The sequence below is a fragment of the Staphylococcus gallinarum genome (genome assembly GCF_000875895.1).
GTDB lineage: Bacteria > Bacillota > Bacilli > Staphylococcales > Staphylococcaceae > Staphylococcus > Staphylococcus gallinarum.
The window spans coordinates 19,280-40,205 of sequence record NZ_JXCF01000026.1 but is presented as its reverse complement, the minus strand read 5'-3'; the positions used below and the strand labels follow the sequence as shown (position 1 = coordinate 40,205).

Below are 20,926 nucleotides of genomic sequence, written 5' to 3'. Positions count from 1 at the left end.
TTCTATCCACCGAAAAGGAATTTCAAGTCAGTACCTGTATAAACTTTTTGTTCTTCTTGTTCAGCCTTTTCAGTTTCATAATCGGTATTTAAGATGTCTAACAGACGAAAATATGGTTGATTTTTAACCTCAGTCAAACTCCAACCATATTGTTCCATACAGAACCTTTGAATCTGTTTAAGATTCGATAAAACGTCTTTTATTGTGGTTGTTCTTCTGTCTTTCCCACTTCTTCTGATACATCATTTGTATCTTCTTCATTTTCTCCGTTGATTTCTCGAAATATTTCATCCACTAATTTAGCGTATGTTTTAGTTCCCATATTTTTAAGGATATCTTCTTCTGATAATCCTTGATCGCTAAACAAGCTAATTACAAATTCTCTTTCCATTTTTCTTAGTTTCTTACCATCGAGCAATTCTACAAATCTATTTTGAATAAGGTCATTTAATAGCTCTTTGTTTTCAAAATCCGAGCCAAACTCTTGTTCTATTTCATTTTTAGCCTTTTCTCTAACTTTTTCAGTCTCTTTAGTTTGTTTTTGCTGCAATTCATAAAAAGTTTCAGCTTCTCCAACGGTAATTTCTTCTTTAGTAAATACTGAAACCTTTCCAGTCTCTTTGTTTTTAATTTTGAATTCAATCATTATATGAGCTCCTTTAATTTAATATAAAAAAAGACACAGTTTTCCACTGTGTCCTAAACTATGCTTTAGGTGTTACATTTACTGTCAACTGCGCTACTTTTCCGCTACCATCTTGAGCTTCAGCTTTAACTATTGCTGTACCTTCAGATACACCATGAATCGCTCCTGTATTTTGATCTACTGTAACAATTTCAGGATGATCTGAAACATACTTTACTTTTTTATTAGTTGCCGTACTTGGTGCTATATTCGCAGTCACTGTATCTTCATTGCCAACGTCTATTGAAACACTCTCAGAACTAAATGTGACATTATTTACCAATATAGCCTTAGTTCTAAATTCTGGGAGATCCACTTTATCAGATTCTCTACCATTTTCTACCCATGACACTTGAAATTCACCTTTAGTATAAGTAGTATCTGGTTTTAAATTAGATATTGTTACTGAAGTTCTGCCGTCACCTTCTTGTGACGCAACAACTTCAGATCCTTTATACACGTTTAATATTTTAACCATTTAAAATACTCCTTTCTTCGTTCCCCTATTCAGCAGATACATTAGCTGACTTAGCGTTAGCTTCAATTTCTACATTTCGGGGCTTAACTGGGAGAATCACTGCTTTCAGCGCCTTGTTCATAGCCTACAAATACTTCTTTTAAGAACTCTTCCGCACCCTTAGAGCCTTCATGATAACCATATACACGTGATTTATCATTGATTTTTCGGTTCATCCAGTCTCCATTTAATTTAGTTGGTTCTGGTGCTTCAGCTTTTTCACCTTTCGTTTTGAATTCAATTGAATCTAAACTAAAAGTACCTTTTAACAATGCGCAATATACAGGTTCTCCTGATACACCAGCTTCTGATTCGCCTACAACTGCTACATAAGGTGCACGAGTGTCATCACCGACCCACGCTGTACCATTTTCATCTTTTTCTCGGCCTAGGACTGTATTTAAATCATCTGTTGGAATGTTAAATAGATCAATATCAGATTTAACTTCGTTTGTACCTTGCTTTTTCATCCATACTCGTTGGTTAGATGCCCACATATCTACCATTTCAGGTGCAAGCCCCGTAATATTCATGTTGACAGTTCCACCATCTTCATTTTCCCATACCATCTTTTTAATAATTTTAGATGCATCATCGTTAAATACACCTACATGTAATTTTTTAAATCCTGCTACATATGAACCCATATTTATTTCCTCCTTTAACTACATAAAAAACACATCTACTCGATGTGTTCATGTTTGTAATATTGATTTTTTGGTATGCCTTTATATCTTCTAGACATGACATACCTTTTATTAACGTCTGAGTATAAATCTAATTGACTAGACGCTTGATATAAATTATTTTCCCATAGCAAATGCCGTATTTTTTTCACTACATTGACTACATCCATTCGATTATAGCCTTCTACATCGATTTGGAACGTATATATTTCAGATAAATAAGTATCAGAAACATAGTCGCTCGGTGTATCTGTAATAGGTGTTAAAATTATAAATATATTATCAGTATTAGTATTTTCAGTTGGTTCGTAGTAATATATTCTGTCACCCAGAATAGTTTTCAAGTACTTATCTGATTCGATAAGCCCCTTAAGATATTCTAATATATCAATCATGTTGCTTCCTCAATTCTTCTAACACTATAGACCTATATTGTTCCCTTGTACCTTCTAATGTTTTTTCTATTGCGCCAAAACCTCTAGGAACTACTTTTTTACCATTTCTGTCATAACCATGTTCATTAAGATGGATTAAACGGTTTCTTTCATGTGGACCAACCCAACTAATCATAACCGCTCTTTGATTATCTTTTCTATCGGTATATGGTGAACTTCTGTGCATTTCATCAATAGATGCTCCAGTATCTTTAAAAGTTTCAAATTGAGTTTTGAGCTCATTAACAAAATAATCAGAAGCTTTAACAAGTGCTTTATCACTCTTCTTAATCATCGCACTTCGTCCATATTCCTTTTCAAGCCGTTCGGTTAATTCAGGTATTCCCTTAATTTCAACACTCATTTTTCAGATAACACCAACGTGATATACCCTTTATTGGGTGTATCATTGCGTATTTCTTCAATGTTAAAAATATCGTCATATCGTTTGTCATCCACTTTGATAATATGGTTATTTTCAGGCATATATTCTGGGTATGCACTTCTCATTATCAAACTAAAAGCTAGTTTAGAACCTTTATTTTTTAAAATTTCAATATCTTTATTAGAAGAATTGTATATTTTACAAAAGCAACTATAAAGTTCCTTTTCTTCAATGTCATTTGGATAAGGTCCGTTATGTTTATACTGAAATATTGTTATATGATTATTAAATTCATTAAATTCCAATATAGTCACCACGCTTTCAACTTCAAAATCATGCGTTGCAATGCTCGCTCGTTAAACGTTTTAGACTTTGAATTATAATTTGAGTACCCTCTACTCTCATAATCCCTTGCAATAATATATTTGATGGCCAAAGTATATAAAGCATAACCTTCATCGCCTTTTTTATACTTTGGCACACCACTAAAAGTTAATTCTTCTTCTGCTGATTGAATAATACTTTGGATTAAATCATCTTCAAAATCATAATCCACTTTTAGCCATAACTTTACTTCTTCTAATTCCATTCAAACACCCCTATTCTGCTGCTATAACAGCCGACTTACTGTTGACTGTCACATCAACATTTCGGGGGTTAGCTGGGTTTAGAAGAACTTTTTACGTTTGCAATACGGAACGCACTGTCTAATGTACGTTGTTGGTCATACCAAGCAGTTAAAACAAATAGGTATTCACCTTTTTTAACGTCTTTGTCAGTGTCATAAGTTGTATTATCGTAGTTAATACCGAAGTAGTTAAAGTCACCTACGATTGGTTTTTCAGCCGCATCAGTAAATACAACTGGTTTTCCAAATACTTTTTCGGCTGGTGTATCAAAGAAGTTTGTTGTACCGTTAGATAATGTTTTGATAATGCTTACATAGTCTGCATAGCGCATATATATTGTAGCGTTGTCTCTATAATCTTCATGTAAATCAGCTAATGCGTTAATAATTGCTTGATACATATCTTCACCGTCTACCTCTTTGATCGAACCATTATAGAATGACATATGTTCTAAACCAGATTTAGGGCTTACAGCTAACGCATCTTTACGTTCTTTCGCGGCTAATCCAGACTGCAAGGCATTTTCTACCCAATTAACTAATTCAACATCAGAACCGTGGATAACTGTGTCTGAAATAGCAGCAAATACTTTAAATTTGTTTGTTGTGAACTTAACAGTGTCACCTTTAACTTGCAATTCTTTTGCAGTTTCTAAATCAGTAATAAAGTCATCATCATCTAAAGTATAAGATACTCTAGGAATTTCTAAACCTTTGATGTTTGTTAAACGCGCTTTTTCACGCAATTGGTTTTTAGCAAATGGTTCAGAAACGATTTCTTTAGATAATGTTTTTGGTAAAAATTTATCGCCACCTGATTCATTACCAGTAGGTAAAGCATGTAATAAACGTTGTGCTTCTACAGATGGTTTTTCAAATTCTGTAGGTAAAATAGCATGACGATAGAACTCAGCTTTAGCTTTAACTAATTTTTCATCATCATTTAAAGATTGATATGTTTCACCTTTATCTTTAACTTTCTCTTTTTCTTTTGCTTCAATATCAGAAACTTGGCGTTCAACGATTTCAAAACGTTGTTGTAATCCAGCTTTTTCAGTTTCTAATTGCTTAATATCATCCATACTAGCGTTTGGATCAGTTGCTTTTTGACTTAATTCTTCGTTTTTTTGCTTTAATTGTTGTCCAATCATACCTAATGATTGCTTTAATTCGTATAATGTCGGCATTATAGTTTTCCTCCTAGAAATTCATAGTTATTTTTAAATTTTCACATTCGCGTTTAATTTTTTCTCTTGTTGCTTTTTCTTCTTGTGACATAGTTTTTTTAGGTGTTTCAACCGAATCCAATGTATCTATATCATCGATTTTTGTGATTTTATCTACATCTTTTTCAATAACTTCAGGTACATGATTAAATCGTTTAAGTTGTTCTTTAGAAATACTAGCAGCCATTTCATTAGATTCTAGTATTTCATCAATAAATCCTTTCTCTAAAGCTTCTTCAGCAGTTAACCATGTTTCGTTATCTAATAATTGTTTAAGCTCTTCTTCAGATAATTTATCGGCTTTATCTAGATATGCGTGATTACTTGCTTTATCTGTTTTTTCTAGTAATTCAGCAGTTCTTCTCAACTCTTCAGCGTTACCCATGGTCATAACCCAAGAATTATGAATCATTAAAAAGCTATTTTTATGCATAAAAATAGTGTCACCGCTCATTGCGATAACACTTGCTATAGATGCCGCTAAAGCATCGACATATATATTTATTTTTGCGTTATGCATTTTTAACATGTTATATATCGCATGACCCTCAAAAACGCTTCCACCTGACGAATTAATATGAACATCTATCTCACCAACATCTCCCAATTCATCTAGCTGATTTTTAAAATCAGTCGCGGTAACATCAGATTCAAACCATTTGTCACTAACAATGTCACCATAAATAAATATTTCACCTTTATTACTTGCTTTTTTCTTCATTTGAAAGTACTTTGTCATCTTTTTCACCACCTTTCAATGATTTTCTTAGTTCAAGTGGTGTATCAATAGGATATAAATCACCACTGATGAGTGGTTTTTCTCCGCCCTCAACAGGAGGTAAATCTTCCCATTCTCTTATATCATTAATTGTATAATAACCACTACGTACAGCTTTAAAATAAACTTCTGCTTGAGTTGCACTATCTGCTCGTAGGTATGATTTAACATTAAATTTAAAATATCGATTCTTGTGTCTGTCCGATTTAGTCAAAAGTTTGCGGTTAAATTCTTCCTCATATTGTTTAATAATAGGTAATAATGTGTGTTGCAGATAATATCTATTTAATTCTTCGTTTTTACTAAAATTCAAATCCGATTTAGCATTCAAAAATACTGAAGGAATCTGAAAGACATTAGCCACACGTTCACGTGTCAAATTTTCACTTGCGACTATATCTTCTGAAACATATTTACGATCTAAAGGTTCAATTTCTACACCAGGCTCTTGGAATAAGATACCGCCATTTTCTTCATAGAAACTCCTGAAGCTTTCTAAAACCTCGGCTCTTTTTTCGGTACTAACATTCGTACCATACTTAAGCATAAATGAATCAGTTTTTTGCATTTCAGATAAATTAAACCCTCTAATAGCACTATCGAATTCTGTTGTATTTTTTAATACATCAATAGGGCTAATACCCTGAATCATGTTATAACCTACAATATGTTTGAAGTGCATCATATCTAAATTATGAACTATCATTTGCTTACCTGTAGCAGCATGTATCATGTAATACAATTCGTTTGAGTTATTTTCTATCGCCATTTCTACAACATCTGGATTTATAAGATACAGTTTTTCTGGTTGTTGATAAATATCCCTTTCAATTAAAACGTAAGCATTACCTTTTTCATTTCTTACCGTTTCAATTTGATTAATAAAATCAAAACTGTTCATAGAATTATTAGGTGATACAGTTAACAACTCTGAAACATCTGTATTAATTACTTTATAATCTTCATATAATTTAATCGGCATACTTGCAATTGAGTTAGATAACTTAGTAATTGCTGCAAATATTGTTTCATTTGTTTCTAAAGTATTGTTGATAATACCCCAAAAACTTTTATTTTTCCACGGTGAGAAATCATACATCTTATTCGTAGTTTTATCTACCCAATTATCAATTAACTTTCTTTTCATTTGAGTTAACAAATTCACTTTTCCAATCATTCTCACCCCCTTAGCTCATTAAGTCTTTAATGCTTATAAATTCAATTTTACCTTCGCCTTGTTCAGTAACAACTTTATTCATAATATCTGTATAAGTATTTAAAAATGCTGCAAAACCATCTATTTTACGATATCTACTTTGTTTAGATGGTAACCAGTTACCGTTTCTATCCAATTTTAATTGAACATTATTGATGTACCATTTCATTAATGGATTGTTATTAAAAATGACTTTGCCATCTAAAAACATCTCTTTTAAGTCCTTTAGAGCAGGGCTTAATGTATATGCTCCTTGTCTTGTTTCCTCTGTTTCAAAACCATAATTTTTTAACTCTTGATTCAATTTAAAAGCATTAGCTCTGTCATAAGTTATCTTTTCAACTGGATAATGTTCATTCATTTTTAAAATCCAGTCATAAACATCTTGATACTCAATATATGGCGTATCTTGTATTGTTAAATAACCTTCTTCTTCCCATTCTTTGTATGGAACTTTCTCATTTGAATATTCAACCTTATGCTTTGGTATCCATGAATGTGTTAAAACAGCTACTTTTCCGTTATCAAGTGCAAATGTAGCACAAGCTGCGGTAAAGTCTTCTGTTTCAGATAAGTCGTATCCAATTGTACATGGTCTACCTTCTAACTCATTTAAAGAAATAACCTCATTATTCTTTTGCAACGTCTGATAATCGATAAAGCTCATTTCATCATTATTTGCGAATATGTTAAAACGTTTTGTTATAAAATCTCCACGCTCTGCAGGAATTCTTTTAGCCTTTTCCCAATCTTCTTTCATATCTTCTATATCAATAGAAACACCCATATTAGGATTTGCCTTAATCCAATTTTCAGGATCATTTAAATCATCCTCATCATCTAAAGAAGCTAGATAATAAAATGTTCTTTCGTCTTTTAATATACCATTTAAATTATCTCTACCACTTTCAACCATATCTACTAATGGACCGTCTAATTGAAATCCTGCAGTTGTAATATATATTAATAATGGCTGTTTTCTAGATTGTCTAGAGTTTTTTATAACTGATATAAGTTTATAGTCTTTATATTCATGTATTTCATCAAATACACCTAAATGAGTATTTAAGCCATCTAATTTTTCACTATCAGAAGCTTGAGGTTCTATTTTTGAATTTGTTGCATCATGATGAATTGCATCTCTTCGACTTCTAAAATTTTTATTTAAAACTGGAGAGGCTTTAATCATCGTTTTAGATTCATCAAACAAGAGCCTTGCTTGTTTCATGCTGTTTGCCAACAAAACAACATCAGCACCAGGTTCCCCATCTTCAGAAGCACCATAATTCGTTAATCCAGATATCAATGTGGTTTTACCATTTTTTCGACCTACAAACACGACGCCTTCTTTAAATCGTCTAATTTTTGTTTCCTTATCTACCCAACCAAATAACGAACCTATAATAAAATGTTGCCACGGTTGCAATATAAGTTGTTTATAATCACCTTTTGATGGCTTACAAAATTTTTCAATAAATCGAATGGGCCTATGCGCTTTTTCCTCATCAAAAATCCAACGTGAATCATTTTTATTCAAATAGTCTAAATGTCTTTTACACTCTTTTATGACATATTCACCTGCAACAATATTACCTTTTGTTACTTGTTCTGCATACCAAGTCGTTAATAATTTGGGAGATGGTTTGTTCAATACCTTAATACTCACCAAAACCGACCTCCTCTTCAACTATTTTTTCTCTTTGTGCAGCTGTTAATCCTAAAGATTTCAACAAATTATTCAACGTTTGGACTGTTTTGGTCATTTCTATACTTAATGGGTTTTTTACTAAATTAGTTGCTCCACCTTTATTGGTATATTCATACATTAATTTTGAGTCTTTTAATTCGTCTCTTAAACGACAATAGAATTCATGTGTCTCTAAATATAAGTCAATTAAAATATCATCTGATTTTTGATAACCATCAATAAAACCGATTAATTGCTTTTTAGTCAATTTCATATTTTCACCCCTTTCATGTAAATGTGTTTCGCGTTGCAAGCGAAGGGCCCCCATCGGTACCGCCGAAAAAAATAAAATGACCTCTTGAGTAGGGGGGCTAATAAATTAATAGAATAAAATTTGTATATAATTTTTATCTAAATTTTTATTACTCTAACATTTCTATCTTTAATTTTCTTATTGTCATTTGCATGAATTTTATTGTGGCAACTATGACAAACCGACATTAAATTATTTAAATCCATCGCTTTACTAAAATCAAAGTCCACATAAACAATATGGTGTACTATCTTAGCGTCAGTAATAGTTCCATCATTTAAACATAGTTGACATAGGTAGTTATCCCTATCTAGTGCTATCTCTCTTAAGCTCTTCCAATCCTTTGAATGATAGAACCAATCAAACTCATAGGTATATCGTCCATGCTTATGTGTGCCATCATGTTGTGTCATCAATATCACCTCATCTCTCATATCAGCACTACATCATGACTATCGTTGTATTAGTTAGAGTTCATATGTAGTGCTTATATCAATCCACATAATAAAAGACACACCACATAAGGGATGTGCCTAGCAAATTAATCATAAGTATTTGATACTAACATAATATCATCAAATAATACGTCATATGCACAACCTTTGCACACGATTATTTGATTCCTGCTTGAATAGCTACTGCTTTAACGAAGTTTCTTCTTACTTTACCTGCAGTATTTCTATGCATGTGACATTCATCAGCTATTTGTTCTATCTTCATCTTCTTACCACTGTTCCAATACTTAAGCCTTATTACTTTCTTACTATCATCTGGTAACTGTTCATACACATAGTCAATAGCTGCCACCATCTCTTCTAAGTTACGTAACATCTTGTTGGTTAGCAATCGTGTAGCCATAAGCTCTGTTGTTCTTACTGGCTCTCCCTTTTGTAATGGACCATAAACTATGTTATTATCCACTTCTTTAGTTGGATTAAGTATCTCCATTCTTAACTTGTTAATCTCACGCTTATTAGCTTGATGGTTGTATATCTCTGACTCTATGTACTTAAATGTACCAGGCTTTATATCATATGATGTACTCATGCGTATCCTCCATTACTTCTTAAATCTTTCGTACTCTTCAAATGCTTTATCAAAATCTATATCATTCGATAACGTAATGATTGTATATTTCAACGCTTCTATCTCATCGTCTTTCTTTAAATTAGATATCAGTGTAAGTATTGTGATACACGCTAATATAATTGATATGATAATCCAGAACATTATTTACTCACCTCATAATCCTTAGGATAATCACACACATCACTTGCCTGTAATCTAATAATCACTTGCTCTGTAATATATTTACTTAATTCATATAAGAATATGATTGTTAGTGTTTTAAGTATTCTCATTGTTTGCCTCCAATGTTCTCTACAATTTCTTTGATTGCTACATAGTCTGGTGCGAATACTCCTGTAATATTTGCGATTAACAAACATATCCCAAAAGCAGCTGAAATGATTGATACAAATCCCATTACAAATGCTATACACTGATATGTTTCTTCTGCATCTTCATCCCTTACTTCACGTTCTGGAATGATTTTCTTTTTATTTTCTCCAAAAAATGAAAATTCTTCTCTTTCAGGTACAGTCACATAAATTTCTTTATTGATGAACTTCCAACCTATTACGATTAATGCTATTGCAACAGACAATAAAATAGCTCCAACAATGGAATAAATTAAACTTTGTACAAACACACCATGAACATAAGTTTCAAACCCTTTTTCTCCTGCACCTTGTAAATACTGTCCCACTTTATCTAAATAATTTAATATTTCTTTATCCATTTATCTCACTGTCCTTTTCTTTAAAATAATTAATACCCCTCAACATTTCAGCTACTTTTTTGTCACCAGCTAATAACTCAGCCTCTTCCTTACTCTCTGCCTCCACAACTTGATACGTCTCATTGTCCTTAGCCTTAATGACGTCTGTGAAAGGTTGTCCGTTGTGTTGGATTGTTCTGATTAGGTATTGCATATAATCACCCACTCACTCTTTCCATTTTCTTATTCATATATGGCAAACGGTCATAAAATTCTCTTGCTTCTGTTTTCCAATAAAAGTATTCTTTATGCGACTTACCTTCATCATCGACCCACAGTACATTCCATTCACTCATGCTAAATGTATCTGTAATATCTTTAATTAGTCCTAACATTCACACTCACTCCTTGCCTAGCATTCTTTTTATAATACTTTTAACCCATATGAATAATCGTTTAATAAATAATCTAATTCTCAATTCCAGGTATAGTTTTAAAGTTGGGTTAAAGTAATTTATTTTATATCGTGTCATTTCCTCAACACTTCCTTAACTTTAGTGTAGATATCCTTCTTACACGTATCCTTTGTCTTTGTCTGCTGTTCCATCTTGCCTTGCATGATTACGCTCCATTTTCTTTTTGTATGCTGTGATTAGTTGGTCGATAGTGTAGTAATTATTAGCAATTGCAAAGGGTAAGAATAAATTGTTAGCGTACCAACCATCATATATTTCATTTATATCTGACATGAATTCATCAACCACATCTCTGTTATTAAAGTTTATTTCTACTCTGTCTAGGTATTCATAGAAAATACCATCTTCAACATATTCAAGGATTTCTTCCATATCTTCTGCTTGTTGATTAGCAATACTCAAACCAAATGCCAACATGTCTGCCAATTCATCTAATTGCACGTCCAATGGTTTACCTGGATTCTTCTTCCAATTCTTAAACGTTTCTAATGTGTTAAACCATTCAAAGAATTCAACCACATATGCTACTTTACTATCCTGTAAATTAAGTGTTGGTATTCTACTGTCAAAGTCCTTTTGTATCTGTAATAACTCTTTCAACTGATCTACTGTAATTGTGTTAGTCATTTTTCATTCTCCCTTTTTCAAAATCCAACATTGCTTGCCTTAGCACTAGTCCTGTACGTTCAACTCTGGTTTCTGACACAAAATCAAATCCATACTCAAGATTTTCTTTTTTACGTTCTTCAAGAACTCTTATATACTCTTTACTTAATGCAATTAATGTGTCTAATGCGTTAGTCATTTTGTTTGTCCTCTCCTTCTAATCTATCTAATGCAATGTTGTATATTTTTAGCACTGTTTCAAATTCAGAATCTGTTAAATATGGAGTTAGAGTCTTTTAGCCATTGATAAGAAATCTCTTACATTTTCATTTGCTATTTGTCGTTCCATCCTGCTCGTCCTCCAAATCGCTTAGTAAGTTGCTAAATTCGTTTGTGTTGTCTATCTCACACATTCTCTTGAAAACTATCCCATATGCTTCATTCATATACTTACTAGCTGTACCTTCTTCTAAGTGGTAACCGTAAATAAACATTTCACGTAGTTCATCTTTTAGTTTCTGCCAATTATCTTTCATCTTCTCCACCCTCCAACCTATTCATATAGTTAATCAATGCGATATATCTATCTACATTCGGATTATTCTCTGCTTTTTGGCGAATGTGCTGTGTAAGAGCCTTGTATAGATTTTTAATATTCTGCCACTCGTCAAAGTAAGTGTCAGCTTGTAAACGTAAATCGTTATTCTCACGTTCTAACCTCTTATTATTGGCACGTAGGACTGCTATATCATCAATCAACGTGTCTCGTTCTGCTTTGTATTGGTCGCGTTGTTCTTTATATATTTTACTAGTACATCTAAAATGTCTGATAGCACTCTCTGTATCAGTAATAGAATCAACTTTTTCTGGTCCGTGTTTTCTCATAAAAGCTAATAATTCTTCTTTTGTCGGTTCACTCACTCGCCATCACTCTTCCTTATAATTTCGTGTATTCCATATTTTAACTAACCTATCTACGCTATCTGTTTTAACGTGCAACCATGTAGAAGGTTGTAATTTACACTTAGTGTTAGTACATTCTACCAAGGCTTTGTCGAAACTATATCTTAAATCTGCACGACCTCCACAAAACGGACAAGGTTTTAATAATTCCACTCGCCATCACTCCTTAGTAAATGTGGGTATTGATAAATATCACCTATAATTTCTAATGATTTTGAATCATTAATAATGTAATGGTCATAACCACCATTATAAAATTCGGTTAGCACAAACCCTCCATCTAACCATTTGATTAAGTAAACATCACCATAAGAATCTTGCACAATATCTTTATCGTATATTTCTTTTCCATGTTTATCTTTAAGCCCCGTGGACATCATGACAGTTCTATCTATCGAACCATTCTTATTAATAATGTCTAAATCTTCCATGTGATCAAATCTAATTGAAAAGCTATCATCATAATCTTCTCTTATTCCATAACTCATACCTTTACCTGGCATAATATCTTCTCTTTCTGCGTCCCACTCTCTAAACTTAGGTATCATCTACTCCATCAGCCCTTTATCTTTTGTCCAAATAACTTGCGGCTCTGGTTGCAAAATAAGCATTAATGTTTCATCGTAATATCCTCCATTATTACTTAGCACTCCATTAATTGAATGGTTGTTATAACTCTCAATAAATAACCCATCATTTCCAATTAAAAGTATTTCATTTAACTCTGTATCTTCATCAATTTCTTCCTCGACTTCTACAGTGAAAGTTTCAGTTAAAGAAACGTGGTCGCATAGCATATCTTCGTTTTCATCAAAATGTACTGCATCGCCATATCTATCACCGCAGAATGATCTTTCATGCATATCATTTTTCATCGCCCACTCAATCAACTGTGGTAAGTTTAGTTGTTTCTTAGTTTTGATTTTCATTCTTTAACCCCTCCATTGCTATACGATTACTTTTAATATCCTCACGAGGCACAGCGACTATAATGCTATGATCATTCACATATTTTAAGTAGCCAATAATCCCGTGAGCTTTTAATAACTGTGCTATTTGAATTGTGTTCATTCCGTTTGTATTCATTCGATAACGTATGTTGATTGTGTTTGAAAGTTCCATTACTTATATCAACTGCACATGTCCAAATGCATCAGTTTTCACTTTTGGAAACACATCATATTTCATTTGTTTACAAACATATAAGCTACATTTATAAGGTGGCTGAGGTGTACCATCATACAACCATGGTCGCTCATTTATCAGTTTTTCTTCCAGTAGGTTACTGTATGCATTTTTTTCTCGCTCTTCTCTTTCTTTCATTCGTACTATCTGTCTATATTCACCTAGCTTCATCCCTTCAGGTGCAAAGCATGCTTCTTTGATTGTCCATCCTTTATTTCGCACCAATCTTTGATATATACGTTGCCAACTCACACCATTAAGATTAGCTTGTTCTAAATACGTATCAGGTATTTCATACACTTTACCTCTAATGCTCATCGTCTCCATCAGCTGTACCTCCAGTCCATAATTTTTACTTTGTCAAATTCAATAAATTGTCCATCTAGATAATCGTTCTCGTGCATTCTCATATCTTCATCGATAGCTTCTTCTATATTGTGATTTTCGTAATGATCATACACAGGAATCTCCACTTGTCGTTCAAATATCGCGTCATATCTGACTGTGATTGTTTCCATTTTTTTCATCTAATCACCTTCTATATCTAAATAAATTACTATCTTGGGCTCGTCTGCATATTTCTTAAAACTTTGAATTTCGACAATTTGATTATCATCTTTCCATAAATGACCATTGGCAGCATCAAGTACTGTTTTAATTAAATTATCAATATCTGGTTTCGTTCTTTTGTACTGACCTATCATTGCCACACGTTTTTTCTTACTCCAAGATTTTAATAAAGGGAAGTAAAATTCTATAATTAGCTTGATTGGCTTATCTATCATTAACATTGGCATTTGCCATCTCAAATTTTCTTTGTGCGCCATATAGGATTGTGGCATATAGGTTTGTACAAACTTCCCTGTATTTCTAAATCGTGGTCTTGGTGATGATACAGGTACATCTACCTTTAATTCTATTTTCTCCATTTACTTCACCTCGCAAATAGCAGGCCGTGTACGGCGTTCATGTAACTTTTGGATAAATAGGTCATAAACTTTCTTTTCGTCCCCATTTGCCCACTCTATGAGTTTCTGAGCGTATATATCTGAACACTCAAGATTTTGTTTAATAAATTCTCTTGTAATCAAAATTTGATACCTCGCATTCGGTAATCTTCTCCCTCCATTTTGACTAATGTTGTATTCGACATCATACGACTAAATATACGTTGCATATCCTTATTTTTACTCAATTCTTTTATATTAAGGTTTGTCGTAAATATATTGTGTTTTCCAACTCTAGATTCAATAAATTCAAACATTTTTCCTGTGGCAAATTCATTCATATTAATACCAAAGTCATCAAACACCATTAAATCTACATCACTTATAATTCTTGTTAAATGATATTCCGTCATTTCAGATTTGTTATTATAAGTATTCTTAATCGTTGAAATGAGTTGAGGTACGTTCATATATAAAACTGTGAAACCTTTCCGCTTAACTTCGTTAACAATACTCATTGATAAATGAGATTTACCTGTACCAAATGTCCCTTGTATCAAAAGAGATTGTTTATTATCCAATGTGAAGTTGTTGGCATATCTTCTACAAAGATTTTTAGCATATTCCAACGTTTCTGATGTAGGGATATAATTATCGAAATTTACTTTAGATAGATCGTCATTGATAATAGATTCTCTAAATATCCACTCTGCTTCTTTGCGACGTTTATTTCTATGATAGTTTTCCGTAGTTTCTTTCGCTAATTCAATCATTTTACAATCACAACCATCTTTATATTCGTAACCACTATCAAACTTGTACCAGTCATATATACGACCACATTTTTCACACTTAATACCAAACTCTTGATCAATAATTTCATTTTTAGGTTTAACTTTGTTCGCAACATCACTGAAAGATTGCATATTATCCCTCCCTTAGAATGGTAAGTTTTTCATATCTACTTGTTTAGCATTGTCAAAAGCATTTGCATAAGGGTTGTCCTCAGCGATTTCATCACCCTCTACATACTCATTCATATAACTTTGATTATTTAAAAATGTTTTAGGGTCTTTCTGATATTGTTTATCTTTTATACTGCTTACATATTTTCTTGTTCCTGACATTATCTGTTCGAATGTATGGTCTTTTAAGCATTTTTTGAATTTCGGATAACTTAACTTCTTATCTTTCTTTTTATCGTAAAGCTCCCACCACTCCTCAAAACGCTCACGCGTAACGTCAGTTGCGCTATTATTATTTATACTTGTAATATTTACTCTTGTATTATTATTACTTGTATTATTCTCTTTAACATTTGTGTTAATAGGGGTATTAACAGAATTGTTAAGAGGGGTCTTATCATTTGTGTTAATAGGTCTTAACATTTCTGTTAAGGGGTAAATCTTTCTTTGCTTGATTTCGTTTCTTTCTCTAACAATTTCAACACTGAGGTAGCCACACTCTTTTAAATTAGCTATACGTCTTGATATTGTTACTTTTGTCACTTCATACAACTTAGCGAAATAACCATTGCTAGCCGTACAGTAACCGTATTTATTACTAAGTGATGTTATTTCTGCAAACAATATTTTTTCGCTATCTGTCAACCGATTATCGTATCTTACATTTGCTGTAATTATTGAATAATAACTAGGTTGTTCAGTCATTTATAATCTCCTTTCTGGTATAATTTTTCTGAATGCTTTTGCATCGGATTGGAGGTGGAATTTATGGATAATCGAAATGAAAATAATATTGAAGACAATTATCTTCGTAGCCTAGAAGAAGATCAGTTACTTCGAAACCATCAATACGATTACTTTTCTAAAAACTTAGAACACTATGAATGGAAAAGAGATTTGTATATGATCAGTAATTCACTTGTCAATATTGCTTATTCACTTTGCTCAGTAACCGATCAAAATCAATATATTCATTACTTAACCACTCTCAAACATCTATCAGCATCAATAACAGTAATGTGCGAAGGGATTATTAGTTATAAAGGTTATGAAAAGTATTTAGAGCTTTCTTTAAAATCTCAACAATTTATTCAGGTGTGTAAAGAGGTTCCATCTCGCAATAGCCAAGTAAAGCTTTACGAGTTTTTCGAGCGTCTTCTCGATACTTTCGAAGCATTACCGACTCCAAGTTCTTTTCGTTAACACTAATTAACTCTGCTAATACTTTATTTTCTTCTGAAACAGCAAAGCGAAAATCAAACCACGATGTTGCTGTCGGATGTTTTAACATCATCTCGTATATCATTGAACTAATAGATTCAATATTGGTTTTTGTAATTTCTATTTTTATTAATCCGAAAAGGAAATCTAAAACTTCTTTTTCGGATTTTAGACTTTTAATGTCATTCATTTTAATTTTCTCCTCTCAGCATCTTATTCAGTCTTGCGTCTACATCCACCCAACTATCTGTTAAGTAGTATTTATCATTAAATGTGTTTATACCTATTTGATGCTGCTCTGTGTGATGTTTCCTACATAAAGCAAGCACTTTATTATTAATATGATCTATCTTGTTTCTGTTACGCCCACGACCGACTGCTTGATAATGTGCTAGATCTGCACCAGGCTCGCCACATATTACGCAGTGTCTTGTTATTGTCGCCCAATAAAGATAATTTTTATCTTCTTTCATTAATTCACTCGTCTTATAATTTAAAGGAATCGCATTTGTAAAAATCCATTCAAACATCACTTCTATAATCTGTTTAGCTATTGTTCGTGTGCAATTTGCTAAAGATATGCGCTCCTCGTAGCCATATAGGAACTTCACATAATCTTGAAACATTTGCCTCATATAATCTCTAGGTTGTCCTGTATGGCCTTCTATATCGTTACATAATGCGAATATTAATTTGCGTTGTTGCCCAGTGATAGCATTAGGGTCTATCACCGAACAATCAACATCAATAGGTTGGTTTAAATCCAATAGTTCGATAGCTTGTTCTGGTATTTCTACGCTAGTAACCACTACATCATACAAGCCGTCATTTCTTTTCTTATACTTAGTGATTTTTGACAATTAAATCATCCCAATCAGAATGGCAAATCTGATTCATCTATATCAATTGGGCCATTGGCATTTGCAAATGGATTATCACTATTTGAATTATTACTTGAAGTACTAGTATTGTTATTCTTTTGCTCTTCTTTAATTTCATACTTTTCAAAAACTGCTGTACCTTCAAATTTCCAAAAGCGTTTTAAAACTGTATTCCATTTTTCTGTATAGTCGTTATATTCACGTTTCAATTCAATGTTGATAGGTTTTCCAATAACATCTCGTTCAGTAAAACTAAATTGACCATTATTACCTTGAACATCTACTGCTTTTAAGAAAGTGAATAACCAGTTTTTAGCAAAGTCATTAGATGTGTCACCATTGGCAAAGTGTGTAAACTCGCCTTCTTCTTTATGTGAGAAAGTAATTGCAATTTGTGGATGTCCATTTTTAGACTCTTTTGCTTCAAAATTTTTAATCTTTACACTGTATTGTCCTGGTTGCATATAGTTACCGATTTCTTGTGCGCCTTGTAAATTTAAATTAAAGTTCATAATTAATTACCGTCCTTTTATAATTTTTAGTTTCCATTTCTGATTGCATCTACTACGTCGTTAATACTTGGGTTAATAAATTTCTTATTACTTATCGTTACGCTAGGTGAATGCCTTATCTTTGTTTCAAATGTTTCTGATGGCTCTGCATTTAGAACATATTGATACTTTACTTCTCCACCTTCTTCATAGTTTTCAATTAACATTCTTGCTAATACATCGCTTTGTGAAAGTACTGCTTTACGTATCTGATCTTGCGCTTCTAATGTGACAATTGGATTGATTATTGCACCATCGTCATTTTTCTCTTTGTTAATGCCTTCATGACCCGACACAGCGAAATGAAATTGATATTGTTCTTGGAATTTAGCCACCAATCTATACATACTTACTATGCGCTTAGCCGCCTCTCCCCAATCGTTAAATGTTGGTTTTTTAGTAGAACCTTTCATTACATCTTCCATGGTCATATCACGCAGTTTCTGCAGGGTTTCAATTACTACTACATCAATTTGTTTACCTTTATCTCTTAAAGCTTGTATGACTTGCGGCAATGCTTTAATAACATATATAAAATGGTGATAATTCTTAATCGATACAACTACTCCATCTTCCGAAACAGTTGTCCCATCTTCATTTATATCTAAAACAAGTGCGTTTTTATCTTTGGTTAAGAATGTTGTTTTACCAGTTCCAAACTTGCCGTATATAGCAAATTTGTAGTATTTATTTGCATTCTTTTCACTAATATCTTGAATATGCAACTTACTAAGGATGTCGTTGTTTTCACTCATCTATCTCACCCTCAAACTTTGTGTTTGTTTAATTTCTACACCTGGCACTTCATTGTTCTCTTTTAAATGTTTTAACAGCGCTTTTTTATCTATCTTAGGAGCTTGTGATAACCAAAAATCTTTAGGTATATGTTTTTCATCTATAACATGTAAACTAGGAGGATTGTTTTGGATATTATAACTATTCAATGCTGTTTTGAATTTAGTCTTACCTGTTGCTTTCATTGCTTCTTTTAACGATTCTTTCAAGCGATCAATACCGTTTTTATTTGTTGTTTTACGTTGCTGCAATCTTTTAATTTCTTCATCGATTGTTTTATTATCACTCTCTAACGATTTGATAACTGATACATAGCCATCTGCTTTTTCTTCTAGTGCATCGTTAATACTTGCTAAAGTGTCATTTAAAACATCTTCATCACCTTGTTCAGCTATTAAGTCGTAAACTTGTTTGTAATTATCGGTTAAATTAAATAATGTACTCATTTAAATTCCTCCTACCATCTCATTACTGCACTTATTACTCTATCTGCTTCATCAGTGTTTTCCTCTAACCAATGGAATACTGATTGTTCTAATATTTCTCTTGCAGTATTCACACCTAATTCTTCATCTGATACTAAAATTTTATCTATCACTTCATGTTGTAATGTTTCGATAGATATATTAACTTCGAATTGCGTTATCTTTTTAACTCGTAAAACAAATCGGAATCCTTGTACATTTAAAATTTTCTTAGTTTCATCATTTATCTCGTAATACATTGACGAATCCTCCTGAACTTGTGTATATTTAATTTATACACATTCTAAAAAGTTTGATTCGACTGTTAAGCGCTGTAACGCTTAGCGGTCTTTTTTTCTGCATAATATGTGTTCCAAAACACATAACTACCAATGTAGCTTGCGATTGCAAATACAACGCTGTAATGAAAATCAAAAGTTATCATTGAAAAAATCATTGTGCTTAGTACTGCTGTTGACCACGCTAAAATGTGTCTCATGTTATCCCTCCTTATAAATTTGTTTCTTTCACAAAAATATTTTGTTCTATAAAATCAATTGCTGGTTTGATCTTGATGTAGCGTTTGTTACCTTTTCCAAAACGATACATACAAGATTCTTGAAATTCTTTATTTGAATAAACATGTTTTTCTAAATCATTTTTTGAAATACCACTTACTTTTATAAATTCTTTTGCATCTGCAAATCCGATAAATTCCATTTCAATCTCTCCTTTTAAAATTAATATTCGTTCATACAATAATGTTTGGTACAATTAAGTTATCGCTACTGCGATAGAGGAGGGTGATATTAATTAAGATTTTCCTTATAGTTATTTGCTCGATATTCATTTACTATTATTTAAAATTAATTATTACTACTTTATTCAGAATTGATAACGCTAGAACTTATATGCAATTGCACGAAGACTTATTAAAATATTTCTCTACTATCGATAATGGAATGCATTATGATATAAATGATGAAGATACACCTGTCGAATTGAATAAGACAGTAAATAAAATCATTCGTGATAGAGTTATCATTAATAGATATACTTATGGTCTTACTAGTGCTTTAACAATCGATAATATTCATCTACGTCGTGATGTTGAATATGTTGCTTTGTCTCTGAATGATACTTATCAAACTGAAAGGCATAATTTATATAAATACATCTGGCCGAAACAAGCTGTAATAGAAACCTTCCAGTTACCGTCGAGATTCTTAAGTTTTATTTTTCCTCGAGTTAACGGAAACAAGTCTTTCTTCAACTTTATAACTTGGTTGATCAGTGTATTAATAACGGTTTTCAAATCTGATATCAAAGAGTTCCTAATTGCACTTTTTTAATCTTTTTCAATTTATAAAAAGCAATTAATAGCGATAATTAACAATAAAAAGTTAAAAATGATAATTGCTATATATAAATAAAAAAGGAGCTTAAAAGTTCCGCATATATCAATGAGCAAATTTCTTAAATCTTTCCAAACTATCTTAAGTAATTCTTCTTGGGGTAGTTTTTTATCATTCATTTG

Annotated in this window: 43 protein-coding genes; 2 read left to right on the top strand and 41 right to left on the bottom strand. The window is 32.3% G+C overall.

What is annotated here, in order from left to right; genetic code table 11:
* Positions 1 to 2: 2 nt before the first annotated feature.
* The 33 genes from SH09_RS16885 to SH09_RS10805 all read right to left on the bottom strand — a co-directional run bounded on the left by SH09_RS16885 (position 3) and on the right by SH09_RS10805 (position 16,182).
* Positions 3 to 158, bottom strand: coding sequence for a hypothetical protein (locus SH09_RS16885; protein ID WP_042739688.1), 156 nt, complete (start codon positions 156 to 158; stop codon positions 3 to 5).
* A gap of 41 nt (positions 159 to 199) precedes the next feature.
* On the bottom strand, positions 200 to 646 hold the full coding sequence (locus SH09_RS10955; RefSeq protein WP_042739687.1) for a hypothetical protein: 447 nt from the start codon (positions 644 to 646) through the stop codon (positions 200 to 202).
* A gap of 58 nt (positions 647 to 704) precedes the next feature.
* On the bottom strand, positions 705 to 1,163 hold the full coding sequence (locus SH09_RS10950) for an Ig-like domain-containing protein (RefSeq protein WP_042739686.1): 459 nt from the start codon (positions 1,161 to 1,163) through the stop codon (positions 705 to 707).
* 83 nt (positions 1,164 to 1,246) lie between these two features.
* Positions 1,247 to 1,849 (bottom strand): major tail protein, encoded by a 603-nt coding sequence (locus SH09_RS10945; protein WP_042739685.1) that lies wholly within the window; start codon positions 1,847 to 1,849, stop codon positions 1,247 to 1,249.
* Between the two features lie 35 nt (positions 1,850 to 1,884).
* Complete coding sequence (locus SH09_RS10940; RefSeq protein ID WP_042739896.1) at positions 1,885 to 2,280, bottom strand: hypothetical protein; 396 nt, start codon at positions 2,278 to 2,280, stop codon at positions 1,885 to 1,887.
* Entirely contained in the window at positions 2,276 to 2,686 is a 411-nt protein-coding gene (locus SH09_RS10935) for a hypothetical protein (protein WP_042739684.1), read from the bottom strand. Before SH09_RS10935 ends, SH09_RS10940 begins: the two co-directional genes overlap by 5 nt.
* A complete protein-coding gene (locus tag SH09_RS10930; protein ID WP_042739683.1) occupies positions 2,683 to 3,012 on the bottom strand; it encodes a hypothetical protein in 330 nt (109 codons plus the stop codon). The genes SH09_RS10935 and SH09_RS10930 overlap by 4 nt, the downstream gene beginning before the upstream one ends.
* A 5-nt stretch (positions 3,013 to 3,017) precedes the next feature.
* Positions 3,018 to 3,296, bottom strand: coding sequence for a head-tail connector protein (locus tag SH09_RS10925; protein ID WP_042739682.1), 279 nt, complete (start codon positions 3,294 to 3,296; stop codon positions 3,018 to 3,020).
* Between the two features lie 68 nt (positions 3,297 to 3,364).
* Positions 3,365 to 4,522 carry a phage major capsid protein gene (locus SH09_RS10920; protein WP_042739681.1) on the bottom strand — a complete coding sequence of 386 codons (1,158 nt, stop codon included), beginning with the start codon at positions 4,520 to 4,522 and terminating at the stop codon, positions 3,365 to 3,367.
* 13 nt (positions 4,523 to 4,535) lie between these two features.
* Entirely contained in the window at positions 4,536 to 5,300 is a 765-nt protein-coding gene (locus tag SH09_RS10915; RefSeq protein ID WP_042739680.1) for a head maturation protease, ClpP-related, read from the bottom strand.
* On the bottom strand, positions 5,263 to 6,516 hold the full coding sequence (locus SH09_RS10910) for a phage portal protein (protein WP_371663723.1): 1,254 nt from the start codon (positions 6,514 to 6,516) through the stop codon (positions 5,263 to 5,265). Before SH09_RS10910 ends, SH09_RS10915 begins: the two co-directional genes overlap by 38 nt.
* A gap of 10 nt (positions 6,517 to 6,526) precedes the next feature.
* The gene (locus tag SH09_RS10905) at positions 6,527 to 8,221 is read right to left on the bottom strand and encodes a terminase large subunit (protein ID WP_042739678.1); all 1,695 of its coding nucleotides are present in this window, start codon (positions 8,219 to 8,221) and stop codon (positions 6,527 to 6,529) included.
* Positions 8,211 to 8,516 (bottom strand): P27 family phage terminase small subunit, encoded by a 306-nt coding sequence (locus SH09_RS10900; protein WP_042739895.1) that lies wholly within the window; start codon positions 8,514 to 8,516, stop codon positions 8,211 to 8,213. Before SH09_RS10900 ends, SH09_RS10905 begins: the two co-directional genes overlap by 11 nt.
* A gap of 137 nt (positions 8,517 to 8,653) precedes the next feature.
* Entirely contained in the window at positions 8,654 to 8,968 is a 315-nt protein-coding gene (locus tag SH09_RS10895) for an HNH endonuclease (RefSeq protein ID WP_042739677.1), read from the bottom strand.
* A 199-nt stretch (positions 8,969 to 9,167) separates the two neighbouring features.
* Positions 9,168 to 9,602 (bottom strand): transcriptional regulator, encoded by a 435-nt coding sequence (locus SH09_RS10890; protein WP_042739676.1) that lies wholly within the window; start codon positions 9,600 to 9,602, stop codon positions 9,168 to 9,170.
* Positions 9,603 to 9,614: 12 nt separating this feature from the next.
* On the bottom strand, positions 9,615 to 9,785 hold the full coding sequence (locus SH09_RS16400) for a DUF1514 family protein (protein ID WP_119198828.1): 171 nt from the start codon (positions 9,783 to 9,785) through the stop codon (positions 9,615 to 9,617).
* Complete coding sequence (gene rinB, locus SH09_RS16600; protein ID WP_158001728.1) at positions 9,785 to 9,916, bottom strand: transcriptional activator RinB; 132 nt, start codon at positions 9,914 to 9,916, stop codon at positions 9,785 to 9,787. The genes SH09_RS16400 and rinB overlap by 1 nt, the downstream gene beginning before the upstream one ends.
* Complete coding sequence (locus tag SH09_RS10885) at positions 9,913 to 10,356, bottom strand: hypothetical protein (RefSeq protein WP_042739675.1); 444 nt, start codon at positions 10,354 to 10,356, stop codon at positions 9,913 to 9,915. Before SH09_RS10885 ends, rinB begins: the two co-directional genes overlap by 4 nt.
* Entirely contained in the window at positions 10,349 to 10,549 is a 201-nt protein-coding gene (locus SH09_RS10880; protein ID WP_042739674.1) for a DUF1381 domain-containing protein, read from the bottom strand. The genes SH09_RS10885 and SH09_RS10880 overlap by 8 nt, the downstream gene beginning before the upstream one ends.
* Positions 10,550 to 10,553: 4 nt before the next feature.
* A complete protein-coding gene (locus SH09_RS16880; RefSeq protein ID WP_042739673.1) occupies positions 10,554 to 10,730 on the bottom strand; it encodes a hypothetical protein in 177 nt (58 codons plus the stop codon).
* Between the two features lie 177 nt (positions 10,731 to 10,907).
* Entirely contained in the window at positions 10,908 to 11,438 is a 531-nt protein-coding gene (locus SH09_RS10870; RefSeq protein WP_042739672.1) for a dUTPase, read from the bottom strand.
* Positions 11,431 to 11,616: a hypothetical protein gene (locus SH09_RS10865; RefSeq protein WP_042739671.1), complete on the bottom strand. Its 186-nt coding sequence runs from the start codon at positions 11,614 to 11,616 to the stop codon at positions 11,431 to 11,433. The genes SH09_RS10870 and SH09_RS10865 overlap by 8 nt, the downstream gene beginning before the upstream one ends.
* 127 nt (positions 11,617 to 11,743) lie before the next feature.
* Positions 11,744 to 11,953, bottom strand: a complete 210-nt coding sequence (locus SH09_RS10860) for a hypothetical protein (protein ID WP_042739670.1) — start codon at positions 11,951 to 11,953, stop codon at positions 11,744 to 11,746.
* Positions 11,943 to 12,338 (bottom strand): hypothetical protein, encoded by a 396-nt coding sequence (locus SH09_RS15815; protein ID WP_052495444.1) that lies wholly within the window; start codon positions 12,336 to 12,338, stop codon positions 11,943 to 11,945. Before SH09_RS15815 ends, SH09_RS10860 begins: the two co-directional genes overlap by 11 nt.
* A 6-nt stretch (positions 12,339 to 12,344) precedes the next feature.
* Complete coding sequence (locus SH09_RS10850; protein WP_042739669.1) at positions 12,345 to 12,533, bottom strand: Lar family restriction alleviation protein; 189 nt, start codon at positions 12,531 to 12,533, stop codon at positions 12,345 to 12,347.
* On the bottom strand, positions 12,521 to 12,928 hold the full coding sequence (locus SH09_RS10845; RefSeq protein WP_042739668.1) for a YopX family protein: 408 nt from the start codon (positions 12,926 to 12,928) through the stop codon (positions 12,521 to 12,523). Before SH09_RS10845 ends, SH09_RS10850 begins: the two co-directional genes overlap by 13 nt.
* Positions 12,929 to 13,309, bottom strand: a complete 381-nt coding sequence (locus SH09_RS15810; RefSeq protein ID WP_052495443.1) for a hypothetical protein — start codon at positions 13,307 to 13,309, stop codon at positions 12,929 to 12,931.
* 196 nt (positions 13,310 to 13,505) lie between these two features.
* Complete coding sequence (locus SH09_RS10830; RefSeq protein WP_042739666.1) at positions 13,506 to 13,892, bottom strand: SA1788 family PVL leukocidin-associated protein; 387 nt, start codon at positions 13,890 to 13,892, stop codon at positions 13,506 to 13,508.
* Positions 13,892 to 14,092, bottom strand: a complete 201-nt coding sequence (locus SH09_RS10825) for a hypothetical protein (protein WP_042739665.1) — start codon at positions 14,090 to 14,092, stop codon at positions 13,892 to 13,894. Before SH09_RS10825 ends, SH09_RS10830 begins: the two co-directional genes overlap by 1 nt.
* A complete protein-coding gene (locus SH09_RS10820) occupies positions 14,093 to 14,494 on the bottom strand; it encodes a RusA family crossover junction endodeoxyribonuclease (protein ID WP_042739664.1) in 402 nt (133 codons plus the stop codon).
* Positions 14,495 to 14,656: a hypothetical protein gene (locus SH09_RS17045; RefSeq protein ID WP_042739663.1), complete on the bottom strand. Its 162-nt coding sequence runs from the start codon at positions 14,654 to 14,656 to the stop codon at positions 14,495 to 14,497.
* Positions 14,653 to 15,438, bottom strand: a complete 786-nt coding sequence (locus SH09_RS10810; RefSeq protein ID WP_042739662.1) for an ATP-binding protein — start codon at positions 15,436 to 15,438, stop codon at positions 14,653 to 14,655. The genes SH09_RS17045 and SH09_RS10810 overlap by 4 nt, the downstream gene beginning before the upstream one ends.
* A gap of 12 nt (positions 15,439 to 15,450) precedes the next feature.
* The gene (locus SH09_RS10805; protein WP_042739661.1) at positions 15,451 to 16,182 is read right to left on the bottom strand and encodes a helix-turn-helix domain-containing protein; all 732 of its coding nucleotides are present in this window, start codon (positions 16,180 to 16,182) and stop codon (positions 15,451 to 15,453) included.
* A gap of 63 nt (positions 16,183 to 16,245) precedes the next feature.
* Here SH09_RS10805 and SH09_RS16595 point away from each other — a divergent pair, with 63 nt between their 5' ends.
* Positions 16,246 to 16,680 carry a hypothetical protein gene (locus SH09_RS16595; RefSeq protein ID WP_158001727.1) on the top strand — a complete coding sequence of 145 codons (435 nt, stop codon included), beginning with the start codon at positions 16,246 to 16,248 and terminating at the stop codon, positions 16,678 to 16,680.
* A gap of 209 nt (positions 16,681 to 16,889) precedes the next feature.
* Here the strand turns inward: SH09_RS16595 and SH09_RS10795 are convergent, their stop codons facing one another.
* The 7 genes from SH09_RS10795 to SH09_RS10770 all read right to left on the bottom strand — a co-directional run bounded on the left by SH09_RS10795 (position 16,890) and on the right by SH09_RS10770 (position 20,109).
* Entirely contained in the window at positions 16,890 to 17,558 is a 669-nt protein-coding gene (locus SH09_RS10795; protein ID WP_042739659.1) for a putative HNHc nuclease, read from the bottom strand.
* Between the two features lie 14 nt (positions 17,559 to 17,572).
* The gene (locus SH09_RS10790; RefSeq protein WP_042739658.1) at positions 17,573 to 18,091 is read right to left on the bottom strand and encodes a hypothetical protein; all 519 of its coding nucleotides are present in this window, start codon (positions 18,089 to 18,091) and stop codon (positions 17,573 to 17,575) included.
* Between the two features lie 26 nt (positions 18,092 to 18,117).
* Complete coding sequence (locus SH09_RS10785) at positions 18,118 to 18,885, bottom strand: ATP-binding protein (RefSeq protein WP_042739657.1); 768 nt, start codon at positions 18,883 to 18,885, stop codon at positions 18,118 to 18,120.
* Positions 18,886 to 19,371, bottom strand: a complete 486-nt coding sequence (locus tag SH09_RS10780) for a siphovirus Gp157 family protein (RefSeq protein WP_042739656.1) — start codon at positions 19,369 to 19,371, stop codon at positions 18,886 to 18,888. It abuts the gene before it with no gap.
* A gap of 11 nt (positions 19,372 to 19,382) precedes the next feature.
* Complete coding sequence (locus tag SH09_RS10775; protein WP_042739655.1) at positions 19,383 to 19,649, bottom strand: DUF1108 family protein; 267 nt, start codon at positions 19,647 to 19,649, stop codon at positions 19,383 to 19,385.
* A gap of 65 nt (positions 19,650 to 19,714) precedes the next feature.
* Positions 19,715 to 19,888 carry a hypothetical protein gene (locus SH09_RS16590; protein ID WP_158001726.1) on the bottom strand — a complete coding sequence of 58 codons (174 nt, stop codon included), beginning with the start codon at positions 19,886 to 19,888 and terminating at the stop codon, positions 19,715 to 19,717.
* 11 nt (positions 19,889 to 19,899) lie between these two features.
* On the bottom strand, positions 19,900 to 20,109 hold the full coding sequence (locus SH09_RS10770; protein ID WP_042739654.1) for a hypothetical protein: 210 nt from the start codon (positions 20,107 to 20,109) through the stop codon (positions 19,900 to 19,902).
* An 83-nt stretch (positions 20,110 to 20,192) separates the two neighbouring features.
* Between SH09_RS10770 and SH09_RS10765 the strand changes: the two genes are divergently transcribed.
* Complete coding sequence (locus SH09_RS10765; protein WP_042739653.1) at positions 20,193 to 20,741, top strand: hypothetical protein; 549 nt, start codon at positions 20,193 to 20,195, stop codon at positions 20,739 to 20,741.
* An 11-nt stretch (positions 20,742 to 20,752) separates the two neighbouring features.
* Here SH09_RS10765 and SH09_RS16585 read toward each other — a convergent pair whose 3' ends face one another.
* Positions 20,753 to 20,923, bottom strand: a complete 171-nt coding sequence (locus SH09_RS16585; RefSeq protein WP_158001725.1) for a hypothetical protein — start codon at positions 20,921 to 20,923, stop codon at positions 20,753 to 20,755.
* Between the last annotated feature and the right edge of the window lie 3 nt (positions 20,924 to 20,926).

Excerpts from the sequence above, each read along its gene's own strand:
- SH09_RS16885 (WP_042739688.1), bottom strand. The coding sequence starts at position 158 with ATGGAACAATATGGTTGGAGTTTGACTGAGGTTAAAAATCAACCATAT.
- SH09_RS10955 (WP_042739687.1), bottom strand. The coding sequence starts at position 646 with ATGATTGAATTCAAAATTAAAAACAAAGAGACTGGAAAGGTTTCAGTA.
- SH09_RS10950 (WP_042739686.1), bottom strand. The coding sequence starts at position 1,163 with ATGGTTAAAATATTAAACGTGTATAAAGGATCTGAAGTTGTTGCGTCA.
- SH09_RS10945 (WP_042739685.1), bottom strand. The coding sequence starts at position 1,849 with ATGGGTTCATATGTAGCAGGATTTAAAAAATTACATGTAGGTGTATTT.
- SH09_RS10935 (WP_042739684.1), bottom strand. The coding sequence starts at position 2,686 with ATGAGTGTTGAAATTAAGGGAATACCTGAATTAACCGAACGGCTTGAA.
- SH09_RS10925 (WP_042739682.1), bottom strand. The coding sequence starts at position 3,296 with ATGGAATTAGAAGAAGTAAAGTTATGGCTAAAAGTGGATTATGATTTT.
- SH09_RS10920 (WP_042739681.1), bottom strand. The coding sequence starts at position 4,522 with ATGCCGACATTATACGAATTAAAGCAATCATTAGGTATGATTGGACAA.
- SH09_RS10915 (WP_042739680.1), bottom strand. The coding sequence starts at position 5,300 with ATGACAAAGTACTTTCAAATGAAGAAAAAAGCAAGTAATAAAGGTGAA.
- SH09_RS10910 (WP_371663723.1), bottom strand. The coding sequence starts at position 6,516 with ATGATTGGAAAAGTGAATTTGTTAACTCAAATGAAAAGAAAGTTAATT.
- SH09_RS10900 (WP_042739895.1), bottom strand. The coding sequence starts at position 8,516 with ATGAAATTGACTAAAAAGCAATTAATCGGTTTTATTGATGGTTATCAA.
- SH09_RS10895 (WP_042739677.1), bottom strand. The coding sequence starts at position 8,968 with ATGACACAACATGATGGCACACATAAGCATGGACGATATACCTATGAG.
- SH09_RS10890 (WP_042739676.1), bottom strand. The coding sequence starts at position 9,602 with ATGAGTACATCATATGATATAAAGCCTGGTACATTTAAGTACATAGAG.
- SH09_RS16400 (WP_119198828.1), bottom strand. The coding sequence starts at position 9,785 with ATGTTCTGGATTATCATATCAATTATATTAGCGTGTATCACAATACTT.
- rinB (WP_158001728.1), bottom strand. The coding sequence starts at position 9,916 with ATGAGAATACTTAAAACACTAACAATCATATTCTTATATGAATTAAGT.
- SH09_RS10885 (WP_042739675.1), bottom strand. The coding sequence starts at position 10,356 with ATGGATAAAGAAATATTAAATTATTTAGATAAAGTGGGACAGTATTTA.
- SH09_RS10880 (WP_042739674.1), bottom strand. The coding sequence starts at position 10,549 with ATGCAATACCTAATCAGAACAATCCAACACAACGGACAACCTTTCACA.
- SH09_RS16880 (WP_042739673.1), bottom strand. The coding sequence starts at position 10,730 with ATGTTAGGACTAATTAAAGATATTACAGATACATTTAGCATGAGTGAA.
- SH09_RS10870 (WP_042739672.1), bottom strand. The coding sequence starts at position 11,438 with ATGACTAACACAATTACAGTAGATCAGTTGAAAGAGTTATTACAGATA.
- SH09_RS10865 (WP_042739671.1), bottom strand. The coding sequence starts at position 11,616 with ATGACTAACGCATTAGACACATTAATTGCATTAAGTAAAGAGTATATA.
- SH09_RS10860 (WP_042739670.1), bottom strand. The coding sequence starts at position 11,953 with ATGAAAGATAATTGGCAGAAACTAAAAGATGAACTACGTGAAATGTTT.
- SH09_RS10845 (WP_042739668.1), bottom strand. The coding sequence starts at position 12,928 with ATGATACCTAAGTTTAGAGAGTGGGACGCAGAAAGAGAAGATATTATG.
- SH09_RS15810 (WP_052495443.1), bottom strand. The coding sequence starts at position 13,309 with ATGAAAATCAAAACTAAGAAACAACTAAACTTACCACAGTTGATTGAG.
- SH09_RS10830 (WP_042739666.1), bottom strand. The coding sequence starts at position 13,892 with ATGGAGACGATGAGCATTAGAGGTAAAGTGTATGAAATACCTGATACG.
- SH09_RS10825 (WP_042739665.1), bottom strand. The coding sequence starts at position 14,092 with ATGAAAAAAATGGAAACAATCACAGTCAGATATGACGCGATATTTGAA.
- SH09_RS10820 (WP_042739664.1), bottom strand. The coding sequence starts at position 14,494 with ATGGAGAAAATAGAATTAAAGGTAGATGTACCTGTATCATCACCAAGA.
- SH09_RS10810 (WP_042739662.1), bottom strand. The coding sequence starts at position 15,438 with ATGCAATCTTTCAGTGATGTTGCGAACAAAGTTAAACCTAAAAATGAA.
- SH09_RS10805 (WP_042739661.1), bottom strand. The coding sequence starts at position 16,182 with ATGACTGAACAACCTAGTTATTATTCAATAATTACAGCAAATGTAAGA.
- SH09_RS16595 (WP_158001727.1), top strand. The coding sequence starts at position 16,246 with ATGGATAATCGAAATGAAAATAATATTGAAGACAATTATCTTCGTAGC.
- SH09_RS10790 (WP_042739658.1), bottom strand. The coding sequence starts at position 18,091 with ATGAACTTTAATTTAAATTTACAAGGCGCACAAGAAATCGGTAACTAT.
- SH09_RS10785 (WP_042739657.1), bottom strand. The coding sequence starts at position 18,885 with ATGAGTGAAAACAACGACATCCTTAGTAAGTTGCATATTCAAGATATT.
- SH09_RS10780 (WP_042739656.1), bottom strand. The coding sequence starts at position 19,371 with ATGAGTACATTATTTAATTTAACCGATAATTACAAACAAGTTTACGAC.
- SH09_RS10775 (WP_042739655.1), bottom strand. The coding sequence starts at position 19,649 with ATGTATTACGAGATAAATGATGAAACTAAGAAAATTTTAAATGTACAA.
- SH09_RS16590 (WP_158001726.1), bottom strand. The coding sequence starts at position 19,888 with ATGAGACACATTTTAGCGTGGTCAACAGCAGTACTAAGCACAATGATT.
- SH09_RS10770 (WP_042739654.1), bottom strand. The coding sequence starts at position 20,109 with ATGGAATTTATCGGATTTGCAGATGCAAAAGAATTTATAAAAGTAAGT.
- SH09_RS16585 (WP_158001725.1), bottom strand. The coding sequence starts at position 20,923 with ATGAATGATAAAAAACTACCCCAAGAAGAATTACTTAAGATAGTTTGG.